Consider the following 26,648-nt stretch of genomic DNA (forward strand, 5'->3'; position numbering starts at 1 on the left):
GCTACACCCGTCCGCCGCGCTCGGGAAGCCGTGCACCGGCCGGGAGCGCGCTGAGCGGACGGCCCATCGTCTCCTCCCCGAGCACGACCGTGCCGAGCAGGCCCGCCGCGTTGACGGCCGCCAGGAACCACATGACCGCACTGGTGCCCAACCCGGCGAGCACGGTCGGCAGCAGGAACGTGCTGATGGCCGCGCCGACGCGGCTGACCGCCACGACGATTCCGGTGGCCGTGGCCCGGACCGAGGTCGGGAACAGTTCGTTGGGAACGATGATCTCGATGAAGTTCGACGCGCCCGAGGCGATCGCGAACAACGCCAGTGCGGCGAAGAGCAACCCGGGCGGAGCGGTGGGGGCCAAGGCGATGAACGCGAAGACGACGACCATGATCGCGAACGTGCCGACCAGCAGCGGGATGCGCCCGATCCGGTCCACCAGCCACAGCCCGGGCACGCTGCCCACCACGAACAGCAACGCGATGATCACCTCGGGCAGATAGGGGGAATCGGTCCCGATGCCGAGCCGGTGCAGCAGCGTCGGCCCGAAGCTGTAGACAGCGAAGAGCGGGACGACATGGGCGATGAAGAACGCGCTGACGAACGCCATGCGCCGCACCGAGCGCCGGTTCAGCAACGCCGTCGCCGGAGCGGTTTCGGGCTCGCGCAGTTCGTCCACCTGCGCGTCCGGACCCCAGATCTTCCGGACGACGCGTTCGGCTTCGTCGCGCCGTCCGTGGTTGAGCAGCCAGCGCGGTGATTCCGGTGCGTTCAGGCGCAGGACGAGCGTGACCACGCCGATGACGGCGGGCGAGGCGAGCATCCAGCGCCAGGCATCCGGCCCGAGCGCCGACAGCGCCCAGCCCGCCCCGGCGGCGAGTGCGGCCCCGACGCCGAACGCGGCGAACAGCGCCCCGAGGAGACGACCGCGGTGCCGGCTGGGCACGAACTCCGCGAGCAGGGAGCTCGCGATGGGGTAGTCGGCGCCGATCATGATGCCGAGCACGAACCGCAGCACGATCAGTTGCCACGCGTCGACGACGAAAGCGCAGAGGATCGAGACCGCGCTGAGCGCGACGAGGTTCGCGATGTACATGACCTTGCGGCCGATGCGGTCGGTCAGGCGCCCGAACACCAGCCCGCCGATGAGGATTCCGGCGAGGGCCGCGGCCGCGGTGAGACCGGTTTGGGTGGTGTCGAGGTGCAGCGCGGGAGCCAGCGTCAGCAGCGCGAGCCCGATGATGGTGACCGCGTAGCCGTCGAGCAAGGGGCCCCCGGCCGAGAACAGGGTCAGTTTCAGGTGGAACCGGGTGAGCGGAGCGCGGTCGATGAAGGACTGGGCATCATGGCCGGCCATGAGCGTTCCTCTCCGTTGAGGGGTTGGTGGGGACGGGGGTCAGCTCGCGGTCCCGACGGGGCGGTCGGGCCGCTCGAGGAGGGTGCTCGCGGTGAAGACGTTGCCGATGCGGCCGAGGGGACGCAGGGCAGCGACGTCGATGCGACCACACCCGCTGATCAGGTGTTCGGCGACCCGCGCGGCGACGACTCTCCCGAAGACCAGGGTCTCCAGTCCCGGGCGGTGGGTGGTCAGCAGCTCGCACTCGAACACCGCGGCGCAACCGTCGATGACCGGCGGCCGCACGACCGTGGCCGCGCTGGTGGGCAGGGCCAGGTCCGCCAGCTCGTCGAAGTCGGGTGGGCTGGGGTCGCCGCTCCGGGCGACCTCGGGGAGGCGGTCGAGCTCGGCGATGTGCACGACGAACTGCCGGGTCGACAGGACGTTGCCGAGCGTGTCCTTGACGCTGCCGTCCTCGCGCGGCTCGATGGCGATCATGAGGATGAGCGGATCGGTCGATGCGATGGTGAAGAAGCTGAACGGGGCGAGGTTGTGGTCGCCGGCCGGGTTCACCGACGTGACCCAGGCGATCGGCCGAGGCGCGATGGTCCACGACACCATCGCGAAGAGCTCCGCCGGATCGAGGTGATCGAGGGGAATCATCGGCATCACACGGTGGCCCCGACGATGTCGTAGGCCACGCCGGTCGGCGTGCGTCCCACGCCGTTCGTGGGTGCCAGGTCCTGCGGACAGGCGGAGAGCACGACGACGACGTCCTCGACCGCGGTGAGCCGGACGCGGTCACCAGCGCGAGCGCGCGGCGACTCGATCGAGATCGCCCCGTCGGCGGCGATCGGCACCCGCATGAACAGGTTCAACGGCTGCGGGACGAACTGCGGGGCCGGGACGCCGAGCGCCGCCAGAGCCGCGTAGAAGTTGTCGTGGCAGTTGTCGTGGTGCTCCTGCACGCCGAGCTGCCGGTAACGCGGCAGATCACAGCTCGGGATGAGCAGATCGTGGTCGCCGGGGCTGGTGTCCTCCGACAACGACAACAGCGGCCGCCGGGTGTTGTCCACCAGGTCGTCCCCGGCCCGGACCACGAGGCGGCCGGTGTGCATCCAGGTGTGGGGTGCCGACAGGAACCGCGACGTGTCCTGCGCCGACAACGCCCAGGTGTCGACCACCTGCTGGCCGTGCGTGTTCGTCACGACGAGGTGCTCCCCCGCCGAGAGCCGAATCGCGATACCGGAGCGCGCTGCAAGGTCCACCGGAGCCTCCACAAACGTTTGGGTAAGTACTGGCAGCATCCTTACCCAAACGTTGGGGTTGGGTCAACAGGTACGGTGCCGGTTCACCGGGACCAGCCCGGTCAGCGCTGCTCAGCGGGGATGGACTTCGGCGGGAGCGGCCACACCTCCCCGCGCCGGCCACCGAGGCCGCGCCGCGCCGGGCGGCCGCGCACCGGGCCGCGGCACCACCACTCACGCGCGCCCCGCACCCCGGCCGCCCAGGGCCACTTCTCAAGCGCGCCGCGCGCCGCGGCCACCCGGCACCACTACTCAAGCGCACCGCGCGCCGCGGCCACCCGGCACCACCGGCTCACCCGCAGCCGCACACCCGGACGCGAACACAGCCGCCCGGCACCACCAGTCACCCGCGGCCGCACCACCGGCCGCCGAGCTCAAGCGCGGCGCGCCCCGCCGCCTGGAACCACCGGCCCACCCGAAACCGCACACCCCAGACGCCAACCCGGCCGCCCAGCACCACCAGTCACCCGCAGCCGCAGAACCGGCCGCCCGAACCCCAGCCACTCAAGCGCGGCGCGCCCCCACCGCCTGGAACCACCGGCCCGCCCGCAGCCGCGCACCCAAGAAGCACACCCGGACCACCCGGCACCACCAGTCACCCGCAGCCACACAACCGGCCGCCCGAACGCCCGCCACTCCAAGCGCGGCGCGCCCCGCCGCCCGGAACCACCGGTCCACCCGCAGCCACACACCCCAGACACACAACCGGCCGCCCAGCACCACCAGTCAAGCGCGCCGCGCCGCCAGCACCGCGTCGTAGAGCTCCTTCTTCGACACCCCCGCCGCCTCGGCGACCTCCGCCGCCGCCGACTTCAGCCGCTCGCCGGCCGCCACGAGGGCCGAGACCTCGGCCACCAGGTCCGTCACCGACACCGCTCGCGGCCGGGCGCCCTCCAGCACCACGGTGATCTCGCCGCGTACGCCCTCGGCCGCCCACTCGGCCAGCTCGGGCAGCGTCCCGCGCCGGACCTCCTCGTACGTCTTCGTCAGCTCCCGGCACACCGCCGCCCGCCGCTCGTCACCGAGGACCGCCGCGGCCTCCGACAGCGTCGCGGCCAGCCGGTGCGGCGACTCGAAGAACACGACGGTCCGCGGCTCGTGCGCCAGCTCCCGGAGCCAGCGGCCCTTCTCACCCGGCTTGCGCGGCGCGAACCCCTCGAAACAGAACCGGTCGCTGGGCAGCCCGGACAGCGCCAGCGCGGTCGTCACCGCCGACGGGCCGGGCAGGCAGGTGACCGGCAGGTCCTCCGCCACGCACGCCGCGACCAGCCGATATCCCGGGTCGGACACGCTGGGCATGCCGGCGTCGGTGACCAGCACGACCGTCTCGCCCGCCCGCAGCGCCTCCAGCAGCTTCGGCAGGCGGGACGTTTCGACGTCCTCGTAGAAGCTGACCACCCGCCCGCGCGGGGTCACGTCCAGCGCGGTGGCCAGCGACCGCAGCCGCCGGGTGTCTTCGGCGGCGATCACGTCCGCCTCGGCCAGTGCGGTGACCAGGCGCGGCGAAGCGTCGCGGGAGTCACCGAGGGGGGTCGCGGCGAGGACGAGCGGCATGGCCTTCACCCTATTAGCCGCGCGGGAACTCCGAGTTCACCCGTGGGTCCCTAGGATCACCCCCGTGACCGCTCTGCTGACACGACCGGATGAGGTGGACCACCTCCGCCCGCCGACGGACCGTGCCGCCACCCTGCTCGGACGCCCGATGCCCGGCGACCGGCTGCGCGGCTGGGTGGTCACGATCGTCCTGACGCTGGTCGCGGCGGTCACCCGCTTCCAGAACCTCGGCTCCCCCACCGACAAGGGCACCCCGGTCTTCGACGAGAAGCACTACGTGCCCCAGGCGTGGCAGATGCTGCGCAACGGCGGGTTCGAGGACAACGCCGGTTACGAGCTGGTGGTGCACCCGCCGCTGGCGAAGCAGCTCATCGCGCTGGGCGAGTGGATGTTCGGCTACAACGGCTGGGGCTGGCGGTTCAGCGCCGCGCTGGCCGGCACGATCATCGTGCTGCTGACGATCCGCATCGCGCGGCGGCTGACCAGGTCGACGTTGCTCGGCGGGATCGCGGGGATCCTGGTCATCTGCGACGGCGTGCTGTTCCTGCAGGCCCGGATGGGCATGCTGGACATCTTCATCGCCCTGTTCGCCCTGTCCGCGTTCGCCTGCCTGCTGTGCGACCGCGACCAGGTGCGGCGGCGGCTGGCGGTGGCGGTCACCGAAGGTTGGGCGGACGAGTCGCCGTGGGGGCCGCGGCTGGGTTTCCGCTGGTGGCGGTTCGCGGCCGGGGTGTGCCTGGGCCTGACTTTCGCGGTGAAGTGGTCGGGCCTGTACTACATGGCGTTCTTCGGGCTGCTGTGTGTCGGGTTCGACGTGGCGGCGCGCCGGGCGGCGGGGGTGCCGCGGCCGTGGGTCGGGACGCTGCGCCGGGACGTGCTGCCAGCGCTGTAGGCGATCATCGCCATCCCCGCGCTGATGTACCTGGCGAGCTGGTGGGCGTGGTTCGCGAGCGAGTCCGGCACCGACCGGCATTACGTCGAGATGCAGGGCATCGACCCAGGCTTCTGGAGCTGGGTGCCGCCCGCGCTGCGGTCGCTGGGCGACTACTCGATGAACGTGCTGCACTTCCACGAAAGCCTGGTCACGCCGAAGAACGACCCGCATCCGTGGGAGTCGAAGCCGTGGACGTGGCCGATGGGCCTGCGGCCGATGCTCTACTACTACGAGTCGGGCAACGGCACGTGCGGCGGGTCGGACTGCATCCAGGCAACGATGCTGATCGGCACGCCCGCGATGTGGTGGCTCGCGTTCCCGATGCTCGCGTGGGGCCTGTGGCGGTGGCTGTTCCGGTTCGACTGGCGCTACGCCGCGGTGCTGGTCGGGTACCTCGCCGGGTTCCTGCCATGGTTCACCAACATCGACCGGCAGATGTACTTCTTCTACGCCACGCCGATGGCGCCGTTCCTGGTGCTCGGGCTGACGCTCGCGCTGGGCCAGATCCTGGGCAGCGCGCGGCGAGGCTTCGAACGCCGCGGCACCGGGCTGCTGGTGGTGGCCCTGTACGCCGGCCTGGTGGTGGCGAACTTCGCCTGGCTGTGGCCGATCCTGAACGGTGATCCGATCAGCAACGCCCGCTGGCAGGCGGAACTCTGGCTGCCGTCCTGGCGATGACCGGGTACCTGGACCGCGCGCGGGAGTCGTACGACCGGGTCGCGGAGGACTACGCCGAGTTCGTCCGCCCGCGTTTCGCGGCGGACGCGGTGGGCCGCGGCATGCTGAGCGCGTTCGCCGAGCTGGTGACCGGCCCGGTGGCGGACGTCGGCTGCGGCCCGGGGCATGTGACGGCGCACCTCGCCAAGCTGGGCACGCAAGCGTTCGGGATCGACTTGTCACCCCGGATGATCGAGATCGCCCGTCGCTCGTACCCGCACCTGCGGTTCGAGGTGGGCTCGATGACGGCGCTCGACGTGGAGGCTGGTTCCCTCGGCGGGATCGTCGCGTGGTGGTCGATCTTCCACGTGCCGCCGGCCGCACTGCCCACGGTCTTCGGCGAGTTCGCCCGCGTACTGGCCCCCGGCGGCCACGCCGTGATGGGCTTCCACGCCGGCAACACGCAACTGCGGCCCGAGACGGCCTACGGCCACCCGGTGGACTACGACGCCTACCTGCTGCCGCCCGACCACGTCGCGAAACTGCTGAAACGGGCCGGTTTCGACATCGCCGCCCGAGTCGAGCTGGAGGGTGCGAAACACCCGCAGGCGATCCTGCTCGGCCGCAAGAACACCACTCGGCGTTCCTCGATGCCTCATCGGTAGCGTCTGGCGCCGCGCCCGGGAATCCGCATCAGCAACGGGGCGGCATCGCCCGGGTGGTGCCGCGCAGGCGCTGAACGATCCCGCGTCAGCGGGCCGTCCACAACCGGACCACAACCCCCGCCCCTGGGGGGTACCTCAGCGCGGGGTGTCGCCCGGGTGGGCCGCCCAAGCACCGGACGATCCCCGTCAGCAGACCCTCCCCAACCCGAACCACAACCCCCACCGCTGGCGAGTGCCTCACCGCGGCAGCATCGCCCACACGGAGCCGCCCAAGCACCGGACGATCCCCGTCAGCAGACCCTTCCCAGCCCGAACCCCAACCGCTGGCGAGTACCTCACCGCGGCAGCATCGCCCACACGGCGCCACCCAAGCACCTGACGATCCCCGTCAGCAGACCCTCCCCAGCCCGAACCACAACCCCCACCGCTGACGAGTACCTCACCGCGACGGCATCGCCCACGCGACACCACCCAAGCACCGCACGATCCACATCAGCAGACCCTCCCCAGCCCGAACCACAACCCCCACCGCTGGCGAGTACCTCACCGCGGCGGCATCGCCCGGGTGGTGCCGCCCTGGCGCGGCACTATGCGCGTCACCGGGCCGTCCGTCGACTTGCCGGACCTCGCCAGGAAGCCCTCCACTTCCCGGACCACCGTGTGCAGCGTCGGGCGGCGGCGGGGTTCGTTGTCGAGCGAGGCGATCAGCAGCCGGGCGTGCGCGGAGCGCTGCGGCAGCTTCGACACGGGCTCGGCGCGGGCCGCGGCCATCAGGGCGGCCATCGGCGTCTCGCGGGTGCCTCGCGGCGGGTAGCCGGACAACGCGTAGCTCACGGTTGCCGCCAGCTGCCACGCGTCGGACGCCGGGGAGGCCGCCGCGCCAGCCGCCTGCTCCGGCGCGACGAAGTCCGGAGTGCCGATCATCATCCCGGTCGCGGTCATCGTCGAGTCGCCGCGGCTGCGGGCGATGCCGAAGTCGATCAGGTGCGGCATGCCCTGCGGATCGAGGATCACGTTCGACGGCTTCACGTCCCGGTGCAGCACGCCCTTCTCGTGCGCCGCGGCCAGCGCGCCGGCCATCGTCGCCCAGAGGCGGCCCGCCGCGATGTCGTCGAGCGGGCCCATCGTGTCCACCGCGGTGGACAGCGACTGGCCCTCCAGGTACTCCATGACCAGTGCGAGCCCGTCCGGCTCCTCGACCAAGTCGTAGACCCGCACGCAGTTCGGGTGGTCCACCATCGCGAGCGCCCGGGCCTCGCGGCGCATGCGCTCCTCGGTGTCCCGGTCCGGCGCGTGCGCGATCTTCAGCGCGACGGTGCGGCCCAGCTGGTTGTCCACCGCCTGCCACACCGTGCCGAACCCGCCGTGGCCAAGACGCTTGATCCGCCGGTACCGGCCGCCACCGTTGGCCGTCGACCCCGGCGGCACCGGAACCGGGCCGGGCACGGCGGCGAGTTCCTGCGCCGCCGGCGCGACCGCGGTCGGCGTGTACTGCCTGGGCGGCTGCGGCGGAGGCGGTGGCGGCACCTGCGGCGGAGGCTCGCGCCGCGGCTCCGGGCGCGGCCGCTCCGGCTTGTTGATCACCGACCACGACGGCGGCCCGACCAGCGCGATCGGGATGATCCCGAGCATGGCGATCGGCAGGAACCCGAGCCACAGGAACACACCCGCGTTGGCCGACACGCCCACCGAGAACACCACGAACAGCACGAACCCGGCCCACAGCAGGCGGCCCGGCCACTTCGGACCGCGGCGCATCGCGGTGCGGGCCTGCAGGATCATGAACAGCAGCGCCAGTACCGGAAGCCCGACGAGCGCGCCCAGGTAGTAGCCGTAGGCGAGCACGTTGCCGGACGGGTAGAAGATCGTTTCGAAGACGTTCTGCCCGCCGCCCAGGTAGTCGCTCTGGGTGCCGATGAACGAACAGTACTCGCGGTTCAGCGTCGCCAGGTCCGCCTTGGACAGCGACGACGTGCCCACGGCGGCGGCCCGGTAGATGCTCGAGATGCCGTTGAAGGCCATCCACGGCAGCCCGAACGAGAACACGAACGCGATCACCCCGATGGCGGCGATCGTGCCGGTGTCGTACCGGTTGCCGGTGAACTTCCGCATGAGCGCGACGAGGACCGCACCGGCCACCGGGAACAGGGCGGTCAACGCCCCCGCGGCCACCGTGGCCCACACCCAGTCGCCGGGGCAGAAGCCCGGGTTGAACAGGGCATGCGCGAGGGACAGCAGCCAGTCCGCGAACGCGTTCACCGCCCGGGTCCCTTCGTGGTCGGGGTCTTCTTCCGGTCTCCCACCCTATTCGCACCTTGGACGCGGCAGGGCGCGGGCGGGTTGCGGTCGGGTTCCGGCCACCCGGCGGAGTGATGGCCATCAGGTCCCCGGCCGCCAGATGACCCGGGCCGGCCCGCTCCGCCTCGACGGGCCACCGCTCCCGCCGGAACCGCAGCACCAGCAGGGCAGTGCTCACCACCGCGCCAGCCGCGCCAACGGCGACGACGCCGGTCAGCCCACCCAGCACGATCGCGGCCATCGCGGTCGGCCCCCAGCTCACGCGGGCGCGCCGAGGTGACAACGCCTACCCCCTCTTTGGTCACACTCCGTGCGGACTCGGCCAACGTTTCGAGCGCCAAGCCGAAGGTCGACGTCCGAGGAAGCGGCGGCAAGCTGCTTTTCGAGTGTTTGAATGACGTTCAAATCTGCCATTGAGCCGTGGGCGAGCGCTGAACCACGGCAAGCCCGCCGAGCGGGGTCGATACCGGCGCTGCCGGTGACGGGTTCCGGCTCCGGGCGATCGATGGCTGGCCGCGGCGCCGGCCGGCTGTCACCAGGCAACGCGGGCACGGTGATGCGACCTGCATGCCGGGCGAGCCGTCGCGGACCGAGCGTGCCGACCACCTGGGTGTGGTACTCGGTGTGATTGCTGACGCCCCTGGGTGGTCGGCCGCCGGGTGCGGTGTGGCGGCGGTGGTTTGAGCTGCTTGAGGGTTGCGCGGTTGAGGGGCTTGTCTGTGCCGCGCGGGCCAACGGAGCTCCCGGCTGTGCGGCAATACGTGGTGCGGTCGAGCGTGTCGGCCCAGGGCGGGCGACGGCGGCGATGAGCGCCGCAGGCCAGCGGCCACACGCGGGCGCGAGAGGAGGGCGAGAACAGGATCGCGGATTGCTCCAGCTTGGCGCGCGGCTCGCCGGTCGGTTGGGCGGTGACGGCTGCTTGAGGTGAGTGCGGTTGAGGGGTTCGGCGGAGCTGCGCGGGAACGCGTCGGGGTGGATCGGCGGCCACCCCCAGCCGTATCCATCGGAGCTGCCGGTTTCGCGGCAATACGTGGCGCGGTCGAGCGTGTCGGCGCAGCGCGGGCGACGGCGGCGATGAGTGCCGCAGGCCAGTGGCCACACGTGGGCGCGGGAGAAGGGCGAGACCCGGCTTGCTGGTCGCTTCGGTCGGCCGCGCGCCCCGCCGGCCGGGTGAGGCGGGGGCGGCTGACGAAAGCGTGCGGCCGCACCGGGTCACCGGAGGCGTTTTGAGCCATGATGTGGGGCACGAGCTCGACGACGAGGAGGTCTGCCCCATGGGCCGTCACGCGGAGGAACACCAGCGCAGCCTGACCGATCCGGAGGGGTTCTGGCTGGCCGCCGCCAAGGCGATCGACTGGACGCGCGAACCGTCCCAAGCGCTGGACTCGTCGAACGCCCCGCTGTTCCGCTGGTTCCCGGACGGGGAGCTGAACACCGCCTACAACGCCCTGGACCGGCACGTGGAACGCGGCCGCGGGGAGCAGCCGGCGCTGATCTGGGACTCGCCGGTGACCGGCGGCAAGCGCACCTTCACCTACACCCAGCTGCGCGACGAGGTCGCCCGCTTCGCCGGAGCATTGCGCTCGCTCGGGGTCGGCAAGGGCGACCGGGTGATCGTCTACCTGCCGATGGTGCCCGAAGCGGCTATCGCGATGCTGGCGTGCGCGCGGATCGGCGCCGTGCACTCGGTGGTGTTCGGCGGGTTCGCGCCCAAGGAACTGGCCGCGCGCATCGAGGACGCCAAGCCCAAGGTGATCGTCGCGGCGTCCTGCGGCATCGAGCCGAACCGGGTGGTCGAGTACAAGCCGATCATCGACGAAGCGCTCGCCACGACCGAGCACCAGCCGGACCGGATCGTGGTGCTGCAGCGCGACGCCGCCCAGGCGACGCTCGGCGAACGGGATGTCGACTGGCAGGACCTGGTGGCCGGGGCGAGCCCGGTGGACCCGGTGCCGGTGGCGGCGACCGATCCGCTCTACATCCTGTACACGTCCGGCACGACCGGGAAGCCGAAGGGTGTCGTGCGCGACACGGGCGGGCACGCGGTCGCGCTGGCGTACTCGATGAACGCGGTCTACGACATCCAGCCGGGCGACATCTGGTGGACCGCCTCCGACGTCGGCTGGGTGGTCGGCCACTCCTACATCGTGTACGCGCCGCTGCTGATCGGCGCGACGACCGTGATGTACGAGGGCAAGCCGGTCGGCACGCCGGACGCCGGCGCGTTCTGGCGCGTCATCAGCGAGCACAAGGCGAAGGCCCTGTTCACCGCCCCGACCGCGCTGCGGGCGATCAAGCGCGTCGACCCGGACGCGACAGAGCTTGCGAAGTACGACCTGTCCGCCTTCCGCACCCTGTTCATGGCCGGGGAACGGCTCGACCCGGAGACCCTGAACTGGGCCGCGGACAAGCTGGGCGTGCCGGTGATCGACCACTGGTGGCAGACCGAGACCGGCTGGCCGATCGCGGCCAACCCGCGCGGCCTGGAGCCGATGCCGGTGAAGCCGGGCTCGGCGACCGTGCCGGTGCCGGGCTACGACGTGCGCATCCTCGATCAGGCCGGGAATCCGCTGCCCGCCGGGCAGGAGGGCGCGATCTGCATCAAGCTGCCGATGCCCCCGGGCACGCTGCCGACGCTGTGGGGCGACGACGAGCGCTACGTGGAGGCGTACCTGTCGCGTTACGAGGGCTACTACCTCACCGGCGACTCGGGCTACTTCGACGAGGACGGGTACCTGTTCGTCATGGGCCGCACCGACGACGTCATCAACGTGGCCGGGCACCGGTTGTCGACCGGCTCGATGGAAGCCGTGCTGGCGGCGCACCCCGCGGTGGCCGAGTGCGCGGTGATCGGCGTGCATGACTCGCTCAAGGGCCAGCTGCCGCGCGGACTGGTGGTGCTGAAGTCCGGTGTGGACGTCGACGAGGAGACGCTGAAGGCGGAGCTGATCGCCGCCGTCCGGCGGGACATCGGCCCGGTGGCGGCGTTCCGCCAAGTGTCTATTGTGGACGCATTGCCGAAGACGCGATCGGGCAAGATCCTGCGCAAGACCATGCGCGGACTCGCGGAAGGCCGCGACGAGCCGGTGCCCTCGACGATCGAGGACCCGTCGGTGCTCGACAGCCTGCGCACGATCCTCCGGGAGGGCTGACCCGCGCACTGTCCACATCAGACGAATGACGACGTTCGGCAGTGAGTTGATGTTCATGCCGACAAGGTAGACCCGGCCACCGACAGAAAGCACGTTCCGGCCGGGAAATCGCCACCCGATCGAGTCGAACGTGGCGATTCACCCGGCCGGAGCAGTGCGACGGCGACTGGAGCATTGCGCGGGTGGGAGCACTGGTCTATACCTTTAAAGACCTGCTCCCGATCCCCGCGGAGAGTGACCCATGCGCAGATCCCTGGCCGGCCTGCTCGGCGCCACCGCGCTCGCGCTGACCGCCCTCACCCAACCCGCTCTCGCCAGCCAGCCCGCCGCGAACCAGCCGGGCGCGCGTACTCTGGCGGACGTAATACCCGTTCCAGTGTCGGTGAGCGCCGACCCCGAGGCCGACTTCCGGCTGACCCCCGCCACCGCGATCGAAGCCGACCGCGATGCCCGGCAGGTCGGCGACTACCTCGCGGGCCTGCTCCGCCCGTCGACCGGCTACCGCCTGCCGGTCGTGGAGCGCACCTCGGCGCCGTCCATCGCCCTCGAGCTGGGCCCGACCGCGCAGGTCGGCGACCAGGGCTACCAGCTCACGGTGACGAAGAAGGGCGTGACCGTGCGCGCGAACAGCAGTGACGGGCTGTTCGCCGGCGTGCAGACGCTGCGCCAGCTGCTGCCCGCGCGGGTCGAGTCGCGGCAGGTCGTGCGCGGCCCGTGGGTCGTGCCGGGCGGCACCATCGTGGACTACCCGCGGTTCGGCTATCGCGGCGCGATGCTCGACGTGGCACGGCACTTCTTCTCGGTCGACGAGGTGAAGCGGTACATCGACCAGATCGCGCAGTACAAGATCAACCGGCTGCACCTGCACCTCGCGGACGATCAGGGCTGGCGGATCGAGATCAAGAGCTGGCCGCGCCTGGCGACGTACGGCGGCAGCACCGAGGTCGGCGGCGGCCCGGGCGGGTACTACACGCAGGAGCAGTACAAAGACCTCGTGGCATACGCCGCGTCCCGGCACATCACGGTGATCCCGGAGATCGACATGCCGGGCCACACCAACGCCGCGCTGGCGTCGTACGCGGAGCTGAACTGCGACGGCGTGGCTCCGCCGCTGTACACCGGCATCGAGGTCGGGTTCAGCTCGCTGTGCGTGGACAAGGACATCACCTACGAGTTCCTCGACGACGTGATCGGCGAGGTGGCCGCGTTGACGCCGGGGCGGTACCTGCACATCGGCGGGGACGAGGCCCACGCGACGACGCCGGAGGACTACCAGAAGTTCATGGGCGAGGTGCTCCCGATCGTCGCGGAGCACGGCAAGCTGGTGCAGGGCTGGCACGAGATCGCGAAGACCGGGCTGCCGGCGAGCGCCGTTCCGCAGTTCTGGGACACCGACGGGGTGGACGCCGCCACGGCCGCGGCCGCCGCGGCGGGCAACAAGATCGTGATGTCGCCGGCGAACAAGGCCTACCTCGACATGCAGTACCACGAGAACAGCCCGCTCGGCCTGCACTGGGCCGGGTACGTCGAAGTCGCCGACGCCTACCACTGGGACCCGTCGACGGCGGTGCAGGGCGTGGGTGAGGCGTCGATCGCGGGCGTCGAGGCGCCGTTGTGGTCGGAGACGCTGACCGACAGCGACGACATCGAGTTCATGGCCTTCCCGCGGCTGCCGGGGATCGCGGAGATCGGGTGGTCGCCGAAGGCGAGCCACGACTGGAACGGCTACCGCGAGCGGCTGGCGAAGCAGGCGCCGCGGTGGGAGGTCCAGGGGATCGACTTCTACCGCTCGCCGCAGGTGGACTGGCGGTAGCACCGGAACGTGAGCCCGGCGCGGTTCGGTCGCGCCGGGCCTGCGGGGCGGGGGCCTGGTCGGGTTGCCTGTGGGCTGGCAGGTGCCTGGGCTGGGGCAGGCTCGCGGGCCCGGCGCAGTTTGGCTGGGCCGGGCCGCGAGCCGGGGAGACGTAGTCGGGTTGCTGGCGGGCCGACGAGCGCCCGAGGCGGGGCACGCTCGCGGGCCCCGCCGGGCTCGGCGGCGCCAGGCCGCGTGCCCGGGGAGGCGTAGTCGGGTTGCTGGCGGGCCACCAGGTGTTTGGGGCGGGGCACGCCTGCAGGCCTGGCCGGGTTCGGCGGCACCAGACCGCTGGCCCGGCAGGCCGGGCCGGTTTGCTGGACGGCCAACGAGCTCCCGAGGCGGGGTGCTCGCGGGCCCGGCCAGGTTCGACGAAACCAGGCCGCAGCGCGGGCCCGACGGGGTTCGGCAGCGCCGGGCCGCGGGCTGGGAAGGCCGCCCTGTTGGAGGGCCGGCGGGTGCCCGGGGCTTGGCGTGGCACGGTGCTTGTTCGGCCGGACCGGGTGGCGTGACGGTCGGCCTGTTCAGCCGGGCCGGGCGCGCGCCGGGGCGGCCTGTTCAGCCAACTGGAGAGCCGACCACTGCCCAGGGCTTGCCGCGGCAAGTCCTGGGTCCGGCGGGATCGAGCGGCCGGCGGCGAGCCCGTCAAGCATCCGCGGCGCGTTCGGCTTCTCGGAGGGCTGTCCAGGCGTCCGCGACCGGCGCGAGGTGTCCGAGCTTCTCCGGGTTGCTGACCGTGCGGATGTTCTGGATCTGACCGTCCGCGATGTCGAACGCCCAGATGCTGATCACCCCACCCGCACGATCGCGGAAGATGGCGCCTGGCTGGGCGTTCACCGGGTGCGGCTGGACCTGCGCGGCGATCCGGGCGAACAGCGGCATGAGCGTCGCCAGGACCTCGGTCACCGCCTGGGCTCCGGTGAACCGCTCGGCCCACTGCGGGGCCTTCCCGCCGCCGTCGCCGACCAGCTGGACGTCCGCGGCCAGCAACTCGGTCAAGCCGTCGACGTTCCCCTCCCGGAAGGCGTCCAGGAACCGGCCGGCCAGCTCCTCCCGCTTGGCCCGGTCGGCTTCGAACCGCGGCCGGCCCGCCTCCACGTGCCGGCGCGCCCGCACCGCCAGCTGACGGCACGCCGCCTCCGAGCGACCCACCGCGGAAGCGATCTCGGGAAAGCCGAACCCGAACACCTCGCGCAGCACGAAGACCGCCCGCTCCAACGGGCTGAGCCGCTCCAACAGGAGCAGAGCCGCCATCGACAACGAGTCCGCCAGCTCCGCCGACCGCTGCGGGTCCTGGTACGGATCGGCCAGCAGCGGCTCGGGGAACCACGGCCCGAGGTACTCCTCCCGCCGGACGCGAGCCGACCGCAACACGTCGATCGCGACCCGGCTCACGGTCGCCGACAGGAACGCCTTGACCGACTCCGGCCGCGCCGGCGACGCCGCGAAGCGCAGCCAGGTTTCCTGCACCGCGTCCTCGGCTTCGCTCACGCTGCCCAGCAGCCGGTAGGCGATGGAGAACAGCAGCGGCCGCAGCTCCTGGAACTCCTCGGCACGGCTCACCACGGCATCGGGCCCTCCTCGGCGAAAAACCCGCCCGTGGGTCCGTCCGGGCCGAGCGTCGCCATCCGCACCACGACCGCGGCGCCCTGCGCGACCGTGAGGAACCCGGTGTGGTTGTTGCTGTCGGTGTCGACGAAACCGGGGGCGACCGCGTTGACCAGGATCCCGTCCTTGCGCAGCTCGTTGGCGTACTGCACGGTCAGCGCGCACAGAGCGGTCTTGGACGGGCTGTACGCCGCCGACGGCACCAGCGCCGCGAACGGGCCGTCCGGGTCGCTGGTCAAGGTCAGCGAGGCGGCGTGACTGCTGACGTTCACGATGCGCGGCGCCGGCGACCGCCGCAGCAGTGGCAACATCGCGTTGGTCACCGCGATCACACCGAACACGTTGGTCTCGAACACCGCGCGGACCATGTCCAGGTCGACCGAGCTGGGGATCTGGTCGCGCGCGTCTTCGGGGTTGACCTGCCCGGACCCGGTGATGCCGGCGTTGTCACCAGCACGTCGAGCCGGCAGAACCGCTCCTCGACCTGCCGCGCGGCCTGCTCGATCGTCGCTGGATCGGTGACGTCCAGGGTCACCGCGTGCCCGCCCAGCGCCGCGGCCGCCTCCTCGCCGCGCTGCCGGTCCCTGGCGCCGATCAACACCGTCATGCCGAGTGCGGCCAGTTGCTCGGCCACCCCGCGGCCGATTCCCTTGTTCGCTCCGGTGACCAGCGCGACCTTCGGCTGTTCGCTCATCATCAGCTCCTTGCTCGGCGAGTGTGCTCGGAACCCGAGACGAGACAGCAGGCCGCCCTGTGACATCCGGTCGAGTAGACACCGTCTACAAATCTTGATAGACAGTGTCTACCAGGTGAACACCGGATGTCGGAGAGCTGAATGGGCTATCAGAGGTTCGTGGTCCTCGGCGACAGCTGCGCGGAAGGCCTGCACGACCCGTACCCGGGGACCAACGTCTACCGCGGCTGGGCCGACCTGGCCGCGGCGACGCTCGCGCAGGACGACCCTTCGTTCCGGTACGCCAACCTGGCCGTCCGCGGCCGCCGCCTGGACCAGATCATCGTCGAGCAGATCCCCGCGGCCCTGGACCTCAAGCCGGACCTGGTCGCCCTCTTCGGCGGCGCCAACGACGTCATGACCCGCACCTACCGCGCCGAGGTCGTGGCGAAGCGGGTGGACGCGGCGATCCGCATGCTCACCCGCGCCACGCCGACCGTCGTCGTCTTCACGCTCAGCGACGTCTCCGGCCGCGTGCCCGGCCTGCTGCGCATCCGGCACCGGCTGGAAGCGCTCAACGAGGCGATTCACACCTCCGCGGCCAAGTACGGCGCCCGAGTGGTCGACCTGTGGGGCGAAGAAGCCGTGCACGACCTGCGTTACTTCGGCCCGGACCGGCTGCACCTCTCCGAGTACGGACACCGCCGCCTGGCCGCGCACCTGCTCACCAGCCTGGGCGTCGACTACGACCCGGCCTGGCTGGCGCCCTTGCCCGGCGAACCCCTGCGCCCCGGCCTGCGCGCGCACGCCGGCTGGGTGTGGCGCGAAGTCCTGCCGGTGATGGTCACGCGCACCCGCAACTGGTTCACCGGCCGGTCCCCCGGCGACGGTTTCGCGCCCAAGCGCCCCGACCTGCTCCCCGTCATCGCCGACGAGCTGGCGTCGTGGAAAACGATCCCCGGCAGCGCCTGATCGACAGCGCGATCGCCGTTCTGACGAGCGAGGGTGTCGAGGCCGTCACCCTGCGGCGGATCGCACGCGAAGCCGGCGTCTCGCACGGCGCGCCCCTGCGGCACTTCGCCGGGCGGGCCGAACTGCTCGCCGCGGTCGCCGCGTCCGGGTTCGCGGAGCTGCGCGACCGGGCGGCCGACCTGCCCGACGACAGTCCGCAGCAACGGCTGCTGACCGCGTGCCGCCGCTACCTCGACTTCGCGCTGGCGAACCCGGCCATGTTCGAGCTGATGTTCCGGCCGGACCTGATCGACGTGCGTGAACCCGAACTGGCCCGGCTCTCCAACGCGGTGTTCGAGCAGTTCCTGGACCTGGTCACCCAGGCCCAGGCCGGCGGCTGGCGCCGGGGCACCGCTTCGCGCCCGTTGGCCGCGTCGCTGTGGGCGTCCCTGCACGGGCTGGCCGCGTTGTGGCTGCGCGGCGGGCTCCCCTCGGCGGCGGAATCGTCCGATGTGGAGCACACGCTGGCCGTCACGCTCAACACCTACCTGCGCCCCTGACGTCTCAACCGCGCCAGGCCTTCTCGCGCAGCAGCCGCAAGCCGTTCAGCGCCACCAGCACCGTCGAGCCCTCGTGACCGGCAACGCCGAGCGGCAGCGGCAGCTCGCCGAACAGGTCCCACAGCACCAGCCCGACGATGAACGCGGCAGCGATCGCGAGGTTGGCCAGCACGAGCCGGCGCGCGCGGCGGGCCAGCGCGACGACCGCGGGGATCGCCGTCAGTTCGTCCCGCACGACGACCGCGTCGGCCGTCTCCAGCGCCAGGTCCGAGCCGGCGCGTCCCATGGCGATGCCGGTGCTCGCCGCGGCCAGTGCGGGCGCGTCGTTCACCCCGTCGCCGACCACCAGGACCCGTTCGCCCAATTCGCGGACGGCCGCGACCTTGTCCTGCGGCAGCAGCCCGGCCCGTACGTCGGTGATGCCCACCTCGGCCGCCACCCGGGCCGCGGCCTGCGCGTTGTCCCCGGTCAACAGCACGGGCGACGTCCCGGCCAACGCAGCCACCGCGGCACGCGCGTCCGGGCGCACGCGGTCGGCCAGCCCGAGCACCCCGGCCGGTTCGCCGTCGACCCGCACGAGCACCGCGGTCCGTCCACCGGCCTCGACCTCACGCACCACGTCGCTGTCGTCCCGGCCGACGAACACCTGCCGCCCGTCGACCACCGCATGCACGCCGCGACCGGGCTCCGCGCGGAAGTCCCGCGCCACCGGCACCCGGTCCGCGGCCGCCACGATCGCCCGGCCCAGCGGGTGCTCGCTCGACTGCTCCGCACCGGCCGCGTACCGCAGAACGTCCTCTTCGGACATCCCCAGTGGACGGACCTCGACCACCCGCGGTGATCCCTCGGTCAGGGTGCCGGTCTTGTCGAACGCGACCCGCTCGGTCGTGCCGAGCCGCTCCAGCACCACGGCCGACTTGACCAGCACGCCGTGCCGTCCGGCGTTCGCGATGGCCGACAGCAGCGGCGGCATGGTCGCCAGCACCACCGCGCACGGCGACGCGACGATCATGAACGTCATCGCGCGCAGCAGCGTCTCCTGCAGCCCGGCGCCGAAGGCCAGCGGGACCAGGAACAACGCCAGGGTCGCCACCACCACGCAGACCGAGTAGCGCTGCTCGATCTTCTCGATGAACATCTGCGTCTTCGCCTTGGTCGCGGACGCCTCCTCGACCATCGTGACGATCCGCGCCAGCACCGTGTCCGACGAATCACGCGTGACCCGGACCCGCAGCACCCCGGTGCCGTTCAGCGTGCCGGCGAACACCTCGTCGCCGACGGCCTTGGGCACCGGCATCGACTCACCGGTGATCGACGACTGGTCCACCTCGCTCGCGCCGTCCAGCACGACGCCGTCCCCGCCGATGCGCTCCCCCGGCCGGACCACGAACTCGTCGCCGACCTCGTAGCTGTCCGCCTCCCCGGCCAGGTCGAGCAGGCTGCGCACCGAATCCGCGGTCCGCTGCGTCGCGACGGCCTCCAGCGCGCCGGAGGTCGCGAAGATGACGATCAGCAGGCCGCCGTCGAGCACCTGCCCGATCGCCGCCGCCCCCACGGCGGCGACGACCATCAGCAGGTCCACGTCCAGCGTCCGCTCCCGCAGCGCCTGCAGCCCGGCGAGCAGCGGCTCCCACCCGCCGGCCGCGTAACAGCCCAGGTAGAGGGCCCAGTACAGCCACACCGGGCCACCGCCGAGGTCGGCCGCGAGACCGGCCAGGAACAGCACCAGGGCGGCCAGCGCCCACCGGACCTCGGGCAGCAGCAGCCGCCGGACCGGACGGACGGGGGTCGCTTTGTCGATCACCTGAACCACGAGCCGAAGCATACCGGAACACATGAAGACGTCTACATGTGTTCTTCGACTAGAATCGTCTCGTGGGTCACGGAGTCAACGGCAAGGACAGGCCGGCGGCGTCGCTGGACGCCCAGAGCGCGGCGACCGTCGCCGCGACCCTGCAGGCGCTGGCCACGCCGAGCCGCCTGCTGATGCTGACCCGGCTGCGGCAGGGGCCGTGCGCGGTCGGCGAGCTGGCCGAGGCGGTCGGGATGGAGCAGTCCGCGGTGAGCCACCAGCTCCGGCTGCTGCGCAACCTCGGCCTGGTCACCGGGCAGCGATCCGGCCGCAGCATCGTCTACAGCCTCTACGACAACCACGTCGCCCAGCTGCTCGACGAGGCCGTTTACCACATCGAGCACCTCCGCCTCGGCGTTCCGGACAGCACGAGCGCCTGACTGGCAAAGTGGTGGCGTGACAACGCCCGTGGTGGATCTGCGCCCGCCCGCGAACCTGGTCAGCCGCAAGGCCGTGCTGTTCTGGGCCACGCGCGCGGCGATCGGCTGGGTCGTCGTGCTCGCCGGCGGCGGGGTGTGGCTCGCGCTGACCGGCTGGTTCCCGCTGGTCGTCGCCCTCGTCGTGGCCGGGGTGCTCGCGGTCGCGCACCTGGCCGTCATGCCGCAGTGGCGCTTCCGCGTGCACCGCTGGGAGACCACGCCCCAGGTCGTCTACACGCAGTCCGGCTGGATCGACCAGGAGCGCCGCATCGCGCCGGTGTCGCGGATCCAGACCGTCGACACCGAGCGCGGCCCGCTGGAGCGGCTGTTCGGGCTGGCGAACTTGACCGTCACCACGGCGTCGGCGCGTGGCCCGGTCCAGATCCACGGCCTGGACTACGAGGTCGCGCAGCGGCTGACCCAGGAACTCGCCACGCTCACGCAGGCCACGCCGGGGGACGCGACGTGAGCGAGGACTGGCACCGGCTCAGCGCCCGCATGCTCGCGGTCCACCCGGTGCAGGAGGTCGTGCGGCTGCTGCCGGTGCTGATCGGCGTGCTGTTCATCGGCCGCGGCGGCCAGGGGCAGATCTGGAGCCTCGTCGGCCTCGGCCTGGCGATCGCGGCCGGGCTGCTGCGCTGGTTCACCACGACCTACCAGATCACCGCCGAGCACGTGCGGGTGCGGCGCGGGCTGCTCAGCCGCAAGGAGCTGTCCGTGCCGCGCGACCGGATCCGCACGGTCGACCTGACTTCCCGTCCGCTGCAACGGATCCTCGGGCTGAGCCGGGTGGTGATCGGCACCGGCCGCGGCGACTGGCAGGGCGCGGCAGGCGTCACGCTGGACTCCCTGGCGACCGCGGATGCCGCGCGGTTGCGGGAAGAACTGCTGCACCGGCGCACCGAGCAGTCCGCGGGCCTGGTCGACGTGCTGGCCGAGTTGCAGCTGTCGTGGGTGCGGTTCGGGCCGTTCACGCTGTCCGGGATCGCCGCGATCGGTGTCGTGGCCGGGTCGCTGGCGAACCTGTTCAACGAGGTGCAGATCGACGAGGACGACTTCGGGACGCTGCAGTCGTTGATCGGCCAGGTCGCCTCGGCGCCGGTGTGGGTGATCGTGGCCGGGCTGGTGGTGCTGACCGCGGTGCTGGTGTCCGTGCTGTCGGTGATCGCCTACGTCCTGGCGTTCTGGAACTTCCGGCTCGCCCGCGGCGAAGGCACGCTGCGCGTGACGCGCGGCCTGCTGACCACCCGCCAGACGACGATCGAACTGCGCCGCCTGCGCGGGGCCGAGATCAGCGAGCCGCTGCTGCTGCGGGCGGCCCGCGGTGCCCGGTGCTCGGCGATCACCACCGGGTTGCGTGGTGAGCACAGCAGTTCCGTGCTGCTGCCGCCCGCGCCGCGCGCGGTGGCGCACCGGGTGGCGGGCGACGTGCTCGAGGATCCCGCGGCGGCCTCCGCCGAGCTGATCCGGCACGGTCCGCGGGCCCACCTGAGGCGCTACACGCGGGCGTTCCTGTTCGCCGCCGCTGTCACCGGGTTGTTCGTGCTGCTGTGGTGGCTCGCGGACTGGCCGGCGTGGCTGTGGCAGGTCGCGCTGGCGCTGTTCCCGGCCGGCGCGCTGCTGGCCGAGGACCGCTACCGCAACCTGGGGCACGCGCTGCGGGACGGCAAGCTGGTGTTCCGGCAGGGCAGCCTGGTGCGGCGGCGGCAGGTGCTGTCGGCCGAGGGGGTGATCGGCTGGGTGTTCCACCGGTCGTTCTTCCAGCGGCGGGCCGGGCTGATCTCGCTGACCGCGACCACCGCCGCGGGCCGGCAGCACTACACCGGCGTCGACATCCCGGCGGCCGAAGCCATCGCCCTCGCCGACGCCGCCGAACCCGGTCTGCTGGAGCCGTTCCTCATCCGGTCAGTCGCCGAGCCCGTCCGGGATCTCCGCCGCTAACCGGAGCACACCGAGCGAGGTGCGGCAGGCCGTGCAGCTCCTTGCGCTGATCTGCTCGAGCGGACAGCGCCACGCGTCGATCAACTGGCAGAATCGGCCGGGTGCAGGTCGGGATGCTTGGCCCCTTCGAAGTGCGCACGGACGACGGCGCCCTCGCCGACGTGCCGGGCGCCCGGCTGCGCGGGCTGGTGGTTGCCCTCGCGCTGCAAGCCGGCCGGGTCGTGCCCAAGGCGGCGCTCATCGACTGGATCTGGGGTGAGCAGCCCCCCGCGGACGCGGCCAACGCCCTGCAACGCCTGGTCTCCCGCCTCCGCAAGGCGTTGCCCGCCGGACTGGTCGAGGGGCAGCCGGACGGCTACCGGCTGCGGATCGAGCCCGACGACGTCGACGCGGTCAAGTTCGAACGCCTCGTCGCCAAGGCCCGCGCGGACGACGAGCCGCAGCGGCTGCGTGAGGCCCTCGCGTTGTGGCGCGGTCCGGCCATGCAGGACGTCGGCCTGCCGGACAGCGGCGCCTTCGACGGGGCGATCACCCGGCTCGAGGGCCTGCGGCTGGCCGCGCTGGAGGACCGGTTCGACGCCGAGATCCGCCTCGGCAACGCCGCCGGCCTGGTCACCGAGCTGACCGACCTGGTGGCCGCGCACCCGGTGCGCGAACGGCTCGTCGCCGCGCTGATGCGTGCCCTCGTCGCGACCGGCCGCGACACCGACGCGCTGCGGGTGTACGAGCGGACGAGGGAAACCCTGGCCGACGAGCTGGGCGTCGACCCGTCGCCGGAGCTCTCCGCGCTGCACGTCGCGCTGCTGCGGGGCGAGGTGGAGCGGCCGGCGGAGAAGCAGAAGACCAACCTGCGCGCCGAGCTGACCAGTTTCGTCGGCAAGGACGCCGATGTCGCCGCGGTCCGCGAACTGGTCGCCGAGCACCGGCTCACCACCCTGATCGGCCCGGGCGGCGCCGGGAAGACCCGGCTGGCCGCGGAAACCACGCGCACGTTGCTCGGTGACCTGCCGGACGGGGCCTGGCTGGTGGAACTCGCCCCGCTCGGCCCGGACGGGGACGTCGCGCAGGCCACGCTCGCCGCGCTCAAGCTGCGTGACGCGCTGCTCGGCGACGCGCCGGACGCGGACCCGGCCGACCGGGTCGTCGCCGCGCTCCGCGAGCGGGCGGTGCTGCTGGTGCTGGACAACTGCGAGCACGTGATCGAGTCCGCGGCGAAGTTCGCCCACCGGGTGCTCGGCGAGTGTCGCCGGCTGCGGATCCTCGCCACCAGCAGGGAACCCCTCGGCATCACCGGGGAAGCGCTCTGGCCGGTCGCGCCGCTGGCCCTGCCCGCCGAGGACGCCGACCCGGGCAAGATCGAATCCGCTCCCGCCGTCCAGCTGCTGCGGGACCGGGCCGGCGCGGTGCGCAAGGACCTCCCGGACGACGCCGGGACCCTGGCGACCATGGCGCGCATCTGCCGCGCGGTGGACGGGATCCCGCTGGCCATCGAACTCGCCGCGGCCAGGTTGCGCACGATGTCGCTGGACCAGCTGGCCAACCGCCTGGACGACCGGTTCCGCCTGCTCACCGGCGGCAGCCGCACCGCGCTGCCGCGACAACGGACGCTGCGGGCCCTGATCGACTGGAGCTGGGAACTGCTCAGCGACGCCGAACGGACGGTGCTGCGCAGGCTCTCGGTGTTCTCCGGCGGCGCGAGCCTGGAAGCGGCCGAGCGGGTCTGCTCCGACGACGCCATCGAGTCGTGGGAGGTCCTCGAGCTGCTGACCGCGCTGAGCGAGAAATCGCTGGTGGTCGCCGAGGGCGAGGGCGCGCCGCGCTACCGGATGCTCGGCACGATCAAGGAGTACGCCGACCAGCGCCTCGCGGAGGCGGGGGAAAACGATTCCACGCGCCGCGCGCACCTGGCGTACTTCACCGAACTCGCCGAAACCGCGGAGCCGCACCTCCGCCGCGCCGAGCAGCTGGAATGGCTGGCGGTGCTCGAGGCCGAGCACGACAACATCGCCGCGGCGATGCGTGGCGCGCTCGCGGCCGGGGAGGCGGCCGGGGCGATGCGGCTCGCCGCCGCCGCGGGCTGGTACTGGTGGCTCGCCGGGCACAAGGCGGAGGGCAACGAGCTGATCCTGGCCGCCACCACGCTGCCCGGGGAGGTGGACGACGAGATCCGGGGCGTGGTGTACGCGTTCGTCTCCGGGTTCATGACGTCCGGCCGGGGCAGCGACCAGTTCAACGCGGTGGAGTGGATCCACAAGGCGTACGAGATCAGCCTGCGGGTGCGCAACCAGCACCCGTCGATGAGGTTCGCCGGCGCGATGGAACGCCTGCTGGAGGGCGCCGACGCGATGCTGACCGCGTTCGAGCCCCAGCTCACCGACGACGACCCGTGGGTGCGTGCCCTGGCCCGGCTGCAGCTGGGCAAGATGCGGGTCCAGCTCGGCCACGGCGGCTGGGACGCCGACACCTACTTGGAGGCGGCCCTCAACGAATTCCGCGCGCTCGGCGAACGGTGGGGGATTTCGTTCGCCCTGACCGAGCTGGCGGAGCGGATCGCCACGCGCGGCGAGTTCGCCCGGGCCTGTGAGCACTACGAACAGGCGATCGTGGTCGTCACCGAGGTCGGCGCCATCGAGGACGTCGTGCGGATGCGGTCGCGGCAGGCGCAGCTGTACTGGTTCCTGGGCGATGCGGAGCGGAGCGCGGCCGCCATGGCCGAGGCGCAGCAGTACGCGGACCGGGTGGCCTGGCCGGAAGCGCTGGCCGAGCTGGCGCTGGCGAAAGCGGAACTCGCGCGCTGGCGCGGTGACGCCGAGCAGGCCCGCCGGGAGCTCGACGTCGCGATGGAGTTGCTGGGCGAGGACGCCGAGCGGCCGAACCACCGCGCCGTGTGGCACGACCTGCTCGGCTACCTCGCCGAGGATCTCGGCGAGGCCCGGAAGCACCGCCGCGCGGCCGTCGAGGCGGCGTCCGAGCCGGGGCACCCGCTCATGATCGCCCAGGTGCTGGTCGGGGTCGCCGACTTCGCGCTGCGCGACGACCAGCCCGAGCGGGCCGCGCGGCTGCTCGGGGCGAGCACCGGCCTGCGCGGCCTGCTGGACCGCGCCCAGCCGGACGTGGCGCGGATCGAGCAGGCAACGCGAAGTCGCCTCGGTGACACGCGGTTCACCGAGGCGACTGGCGAGGGGCGGGACGCGGACTGGCGCGAGTTGGTCGCGGTCACGCTCGCTTCTTGAACGTGGCGGACGCCCACAGGTAGCCGACGAGGGCGATCCCGACGCACCAGGCGAGGGCGGCGATCAGGTCACCGGTGGCGGGCCCACCGCTCAGCAGCCCGCGCAGGGTTTCGATGATCGGCGTGAAGGGCTGGTACTCGGCGAACTCCCGCAGGCCAGGCCCCATCTTTTCGGCCGGCACGATCGCGCTGCTGAAGAAGGGCAGCATCACCAGCGGCACCGACGCCATGCCCGCGGTTTCCACCGACTTCGCCGCCAGGCCCAGAGCGACGGTCAGCCAGCCGGTCGCGAGACCGAGCAGGACGACGACGCCGAGCACGCCGAGCCAGTCGAGGAAGCTCGCCGACGGGCTGAACCCGAGCAGGAACGCCACGCCGACGAGTGCCGCGATGGCGAGCAGGTTGGTCAGCACGCTGGCGATGACGTGGCCGTTCAGCACCGCGCCGCGGGAGACGTCCATGACCTTGAACCGGTTGATGATGCCCTTGGTCATGTCCGAGCTCACCGCCGTCGCGACGCCCCCGAGTCCGTAGCAGACGGCCATCAGCATCAGGCCGGGCGTCGCGTAGTCGACGTAGTCGACACCGACGCTGAACGCGTCGCCGAGCATGTACACGAACATCACCATGACCACGACCGGCATCAGGACCGCGTTGAAGACGGTGACCGGGTTGCGGGCGATGTGCTTGAAGTTGCGGCGCAACATGACGAGCGAGTGGGAGTTCATTTCGCGACCACCTCCGTGGTGTGGCCCGTGAGGGCGAGGAAGACGTCATCGAGGTCCGGCGTGTGGACGGTGAAGGTTTCGGCGCTGAGCGAGTACTCGTCGAGCCGGTCGAGCAGGGACCGCAGCGACTTCGTGCCGCCGTCGCTGGGCACCCGCAGCGTCAGGGCGTCGTCGTCGCGGCTGGAGCCGGGGAAGATCCGCGCGGCCGAGTCGAGCTCGTCGGCCGTGGTGAACCGGAACCGGACGTGGGTGCCGGGGATCTGCCGCTTGAGCTCGTCGGGCGTGCCCTGGGCGACCAGGCGGCCCTTGTCCAGGACCGCGACGCGGTCGGCGAGCTGGTCGGCCTCCTCGAGGTACTGGGTGGTGAGGAAGATGGTCACGCCGTCGGCCACCAGGTCGCGGATGATGTCCCACATGGTGCGGCGGCTGCGCGGGTCCAGACCGGTCGTCGGCTCGTCCAGGAAGATGATCCGCGGGTTGCCGATGAGCGTCATCGCCAGGTCCAGCTTGCGGCGCATCCCGCCGGAGTAGGTCGACGCGGGCTTCCGGGCCGATTCGACCAGGTCGAAGCGCTCCAGCAGGTCCGCGACGATCCGCTTGCCGCCCTTCGCGCGGTTGAGGTCGACCATCAGCTGCAGGTTCTCCTGGCCGGTCAGCAGGTCGTCCACGGCGGCGAACTGGCCGGTGACGCCGATCGCGGCGCGCACCGCCTTGGCCTCGGTGGCGATGTCGTGCCCGGCGACGCGGACGGTGCCGCCGTCGGCCTTGATGAGCGTGGTCAGCACGTTGACGGTCGTGGTCTTGCCGGCGCCGTTGGGGCCGAGCAGGGAGAAGATGGTGCCCGCCCGGACGTTCAGATCGATGCCGTCGAGCACGACTTTGTCTTGGTAGGCCTTCCGGAGCCCGGAAGCGGTGATCGCGTCTGTCATGGGACC

Annotated in this window: 18 protein-coding genes and 2 pseudogenes; 10 read left to right on the forward strand and 10 right to left on the reverse strand. The window is 72.0% G+C overall.

Annotated features, from left to right (window positions below; translation table 11 throughout):
* Position 1: 1 nt before the first annotated feature.
* The 4 genes from IE290_RS18395 to rsmI all read right to left on the reverse strand — a co-directional run bounded on the left by IE290_RS18395 (position 2) and on the right by rsmI (position 4,191).
* A complete protein-coding gene (locus IE290_RS18395; RefSeq protein WP_191245874.1) occupies positions 2–1,351 on the reverse strand; it encodes an MFS transporter in 1,350 nt (449 codons plus the stop codon).
* A gap of 39 nt (positions 1,352–1,390) precedes the next feature.
* Positions 1,391–1,993: a flavin reductase family protein gene (locus tag IE290_RS18400; protein WP_191245875.1), complete on the reverse strand. Its 603-nt coding sequence runs from the start codon at positions 1,991–1,993 to the stop codon at positions 1,391–1,393.
* Between the two features lie 5 nt (positions 1,994–1,998).
* Positions 1,999–2,637 carry a DUF1989 domain-containing protein gene (locus IE290_RS18405; protein ID WP_191245876.1) on the reverse strand — a complete coding sequence of 213 codons (639 nt, stop codon included), beginning with the start codon at positions 2,635–2,637 and terminating at the stop codon, positions 1,999–2,001.
* A 726-nt stretch (positions 2,638–3,363) separates the two neighbouring features.
* Positions 3,364–4,191 (reverse strand): 16S rRNA (cytidine(1402)-2'-O)-methyltransferase, encoded by an 828-nt coding sequence (rsmI, locus tag IE290_RS18410; protein WP_191245877.1) that lies wholly within the window; start codon positions 4,189–4,191, stop codon positions 3,364–3,366.
* A 64-nt stretch (positions 4,192–4,255) separates the two neighbouring features.
* On the opposite strand from rsmI, the pseudogene IE290_RS18415 reads away from it, so the two are divergent.
* A pseudogene (locus IE290_RS18415) lies at positions 4,256–5,803 on the forward strand (dolichyl-phosphate-mannose--protein mannosyltransferase).
* Entirely contained in the window at positions 5,800–6,447 is a 648-nt protein-coding gene (locus IE290_RS18420; RefSeq protein WP_191245878.1) for a class I SAM-dependent DNA methyltransferase, read from the forward strand. Before IE290_RS18415 ends, IE290_RS18420 begins: the two are co-directional and overlap by 4 nt.
* A gap of 543 nt (positions 6,448–6,990) precedes the next feature.
* On the opposite strand, the gene IE290_RS18425 is transcribed toward IE290_RS18420, so the two are convergent.
* Positions 6,991–8,706, reverse strand: a complete 1,716-nt coding sequence (locus IE290_RS18425; protein ID WP_191245879.1) for a serine/threonine-protein kinase — start codon at positions 8,704–8,706, stop codon at positions 6,991–6,993.
* 1,277 nt (positions 8,707–9,983) lie between these two features.
* Here IE290_RS18425 and IE290_RS18430 point away from each other — a divergent pair.
* Both IE290_RS18430 and IE290_RS18435 read left to right on the forward strand, forming a co-directional pair.
* The gene (locus IE290_RS18430) at positions 9,984–11,897 is read left to right on the forward strand and encodes a propionyl-CoA synthetase (protein WP_191246303.1); all 1,914 of its coding nucleotides are present in this window, start codon (positions 9,984–9,986) and stop codon (positions 11,895–11,897) included.
* A 241-nt stretch (positions 11,898–12,138) separates the two neighbouring features.
* Positions 12,139–13,710, forward strand: a complete 1,572-nt coding sequence (locus tag IE290_RS18435) for a beta-N-acetylhexosaminidase (protein WP_191245880.1) — start codon at positions 12,139–12,141, stop codon at positions 13,708–13,710.
* A gap of 684 nt (positions 13,711–14,394) precedes the next feature.
* Here the strand turns inward: IE290_RS18435 and IE290_RS18440 are convergent.
* Positions 14,395–15,315 (reverse strand): RNA polymerase sigma-70 factor, encoded by a 921-nt coding sequence (locus IE290_RS18440; RefSeq protein WP_229874585.1) that lies wholly within the window; start codon positions 15,313–15,315, stop codon positions 14,395–14,397.
* Positions 15,309–16,051: pseudogene (locus IE290_RS18445) on the reverse strand (SDR family oxidoreductase). The gene IE290_RS18440 and the pseudogene IE290_RS18445 overlap by 7 nt, the downstream one beginning before the upstream one ends.
* 141 nt (positions 16,052–16,192) lie before the next feature.
* Between IE290_RS18445 and IE290_RS18450 the strand changes: the two are divergent.
* Both IE290_RS18450 and IE290_RS18455 read left to right on the forward strand, forming a co-directional pair.
* A complete protein-coding gene (locus IE290_RS18450) occupies positions 16,193–17,002 on the forward strand; it encodes an SGNH/GDSL hydrolase family protein (protein ID WP_191245881.1) in 810 nt (269 codons plus the stop codon).
* Complete coding sequence (locus tag IE290_RS18455) at positions 16,975–17,541, forward strand: TetR/AcrR family transcriptional regulator (RefSeq protein WP_191245882.1); 567 nt, start codon at positions 16,975–16,977, stop codon at positions 17,539–17,541. Before IE290_RS18450 ends, IE290_RS18455 begins: the two co-directional genes overlap by 28 nt.
* 4 nt (positions 17,542–17,545) lie before the next feature.
* Here IE290_RS18455 and IE290_RS18460 read toward each other — a convergent pair whose 3' ends face one another.
* Complete coding sequence (locus tag IE290_RS18460) at positions 17,546–19,345, reverse strand: heavy metal translocating P-type ATPase (protein ID WP_191246305.1); 1,800 nt, start codon at positions 19,343–19,345, stop codon at positions 17,546–17,548.
* Positions 19,346–19,416: 71 nt separating this feature from the next.
* Between IE290_RS18460 and IE290_RS18465 the strand changes: the two genes are divergently transcribed.
* From IE290_RS18465 to IE290_RS18480, 4 genes are all read left to right on the forward strand, one after another.
* The gene (locus tag IE290_RS18465) at positions 19,417–19,773 is read left to right on the forward strand and encodes an ArsR/SmtB family transcription factor (RefSeq protein ID WP_191245883.1); all 357 of its coding nucleotides are present in this window, start codon (positions 19,417–19,419) and stop codon (positions 19,771–19,773) included.
* A 16-nt stretch (positions 19,774–19,789) separates the two neighbouring features.
* Entirely contained in the window at positions 19,790–20,281 is a 492-nt protein-coding gene (locus tag IE290_RS18470) for a PH domain-containing protein (RefSeq protein ID WP_229874586.1), read from the forward strand.
* Entirely contained in the window at positions 20,278–21,753 is a 1,476-nt protein-coding gene (locus IE290_RS18475; protein ID WP_191245884.1) for a PH domain-containing protein, read from the forward strand. The genes IE290_RS18470 and IE290_RS18475 overlap by 4 nt, the downstream gene beginning before the upstream one ends.
* 101 nt (positions 21,754–21,854) lie before the next feature.
* Complete coding sequence (locus IE290_RS18480; protein ID WP_191245885.1) at positions 21,855–24,986, forward strand: ATP-binding protein; 3,132 nt, start codon at positions 21,855–21,857, stop codon at positions 24,984–24,986.
* Here the strand turns inward: IE290_RS18480 and IE290_RS18485 are convergent.
* The gene (locus tag IE290_RS18485) at positions 24,970–25,713 is read right to left on the reverse strand and encodes an ABC transporter permease (RefSeq protein WP_191245886.1); all 744 of its coding nucleotides are present in this window, start codon (positions 25,711–25,713) and stop codon (positions 24,970–24,972) included. The genes IE290_RS18480 and IE290_RS18485 overlap by 17 nt on opposite strands.
* Positions 25,710–26,642, reverse strand: coding sequence for an ATP-binding cassette domain-containing protein (locus IE290_RS18490; protein ID WP_191245887.1), 933 nt, complete (start codon positions 26,640–26,642; stop codon positions 25,710–25,712). The genes IE290_RS18485 and IE290_RS18490 overlap by 4 nt, the downstream gene beginning before the upstream one ends.
* Between the last annotated feature and the right edge of the window lie 6 nt (positions 26,643–26,648).

Source organism: Amycolatopsis deserti, from assembly GCF_014653945.1.
Taxonomy (GTDB): domain Bacteria; phylum Actinomycetota; class Actinomycetes; order Mycobacteriales; family Pseudonocardiaceae; genus Amycolatopsis_E; species Amycolatopsis_E deserti.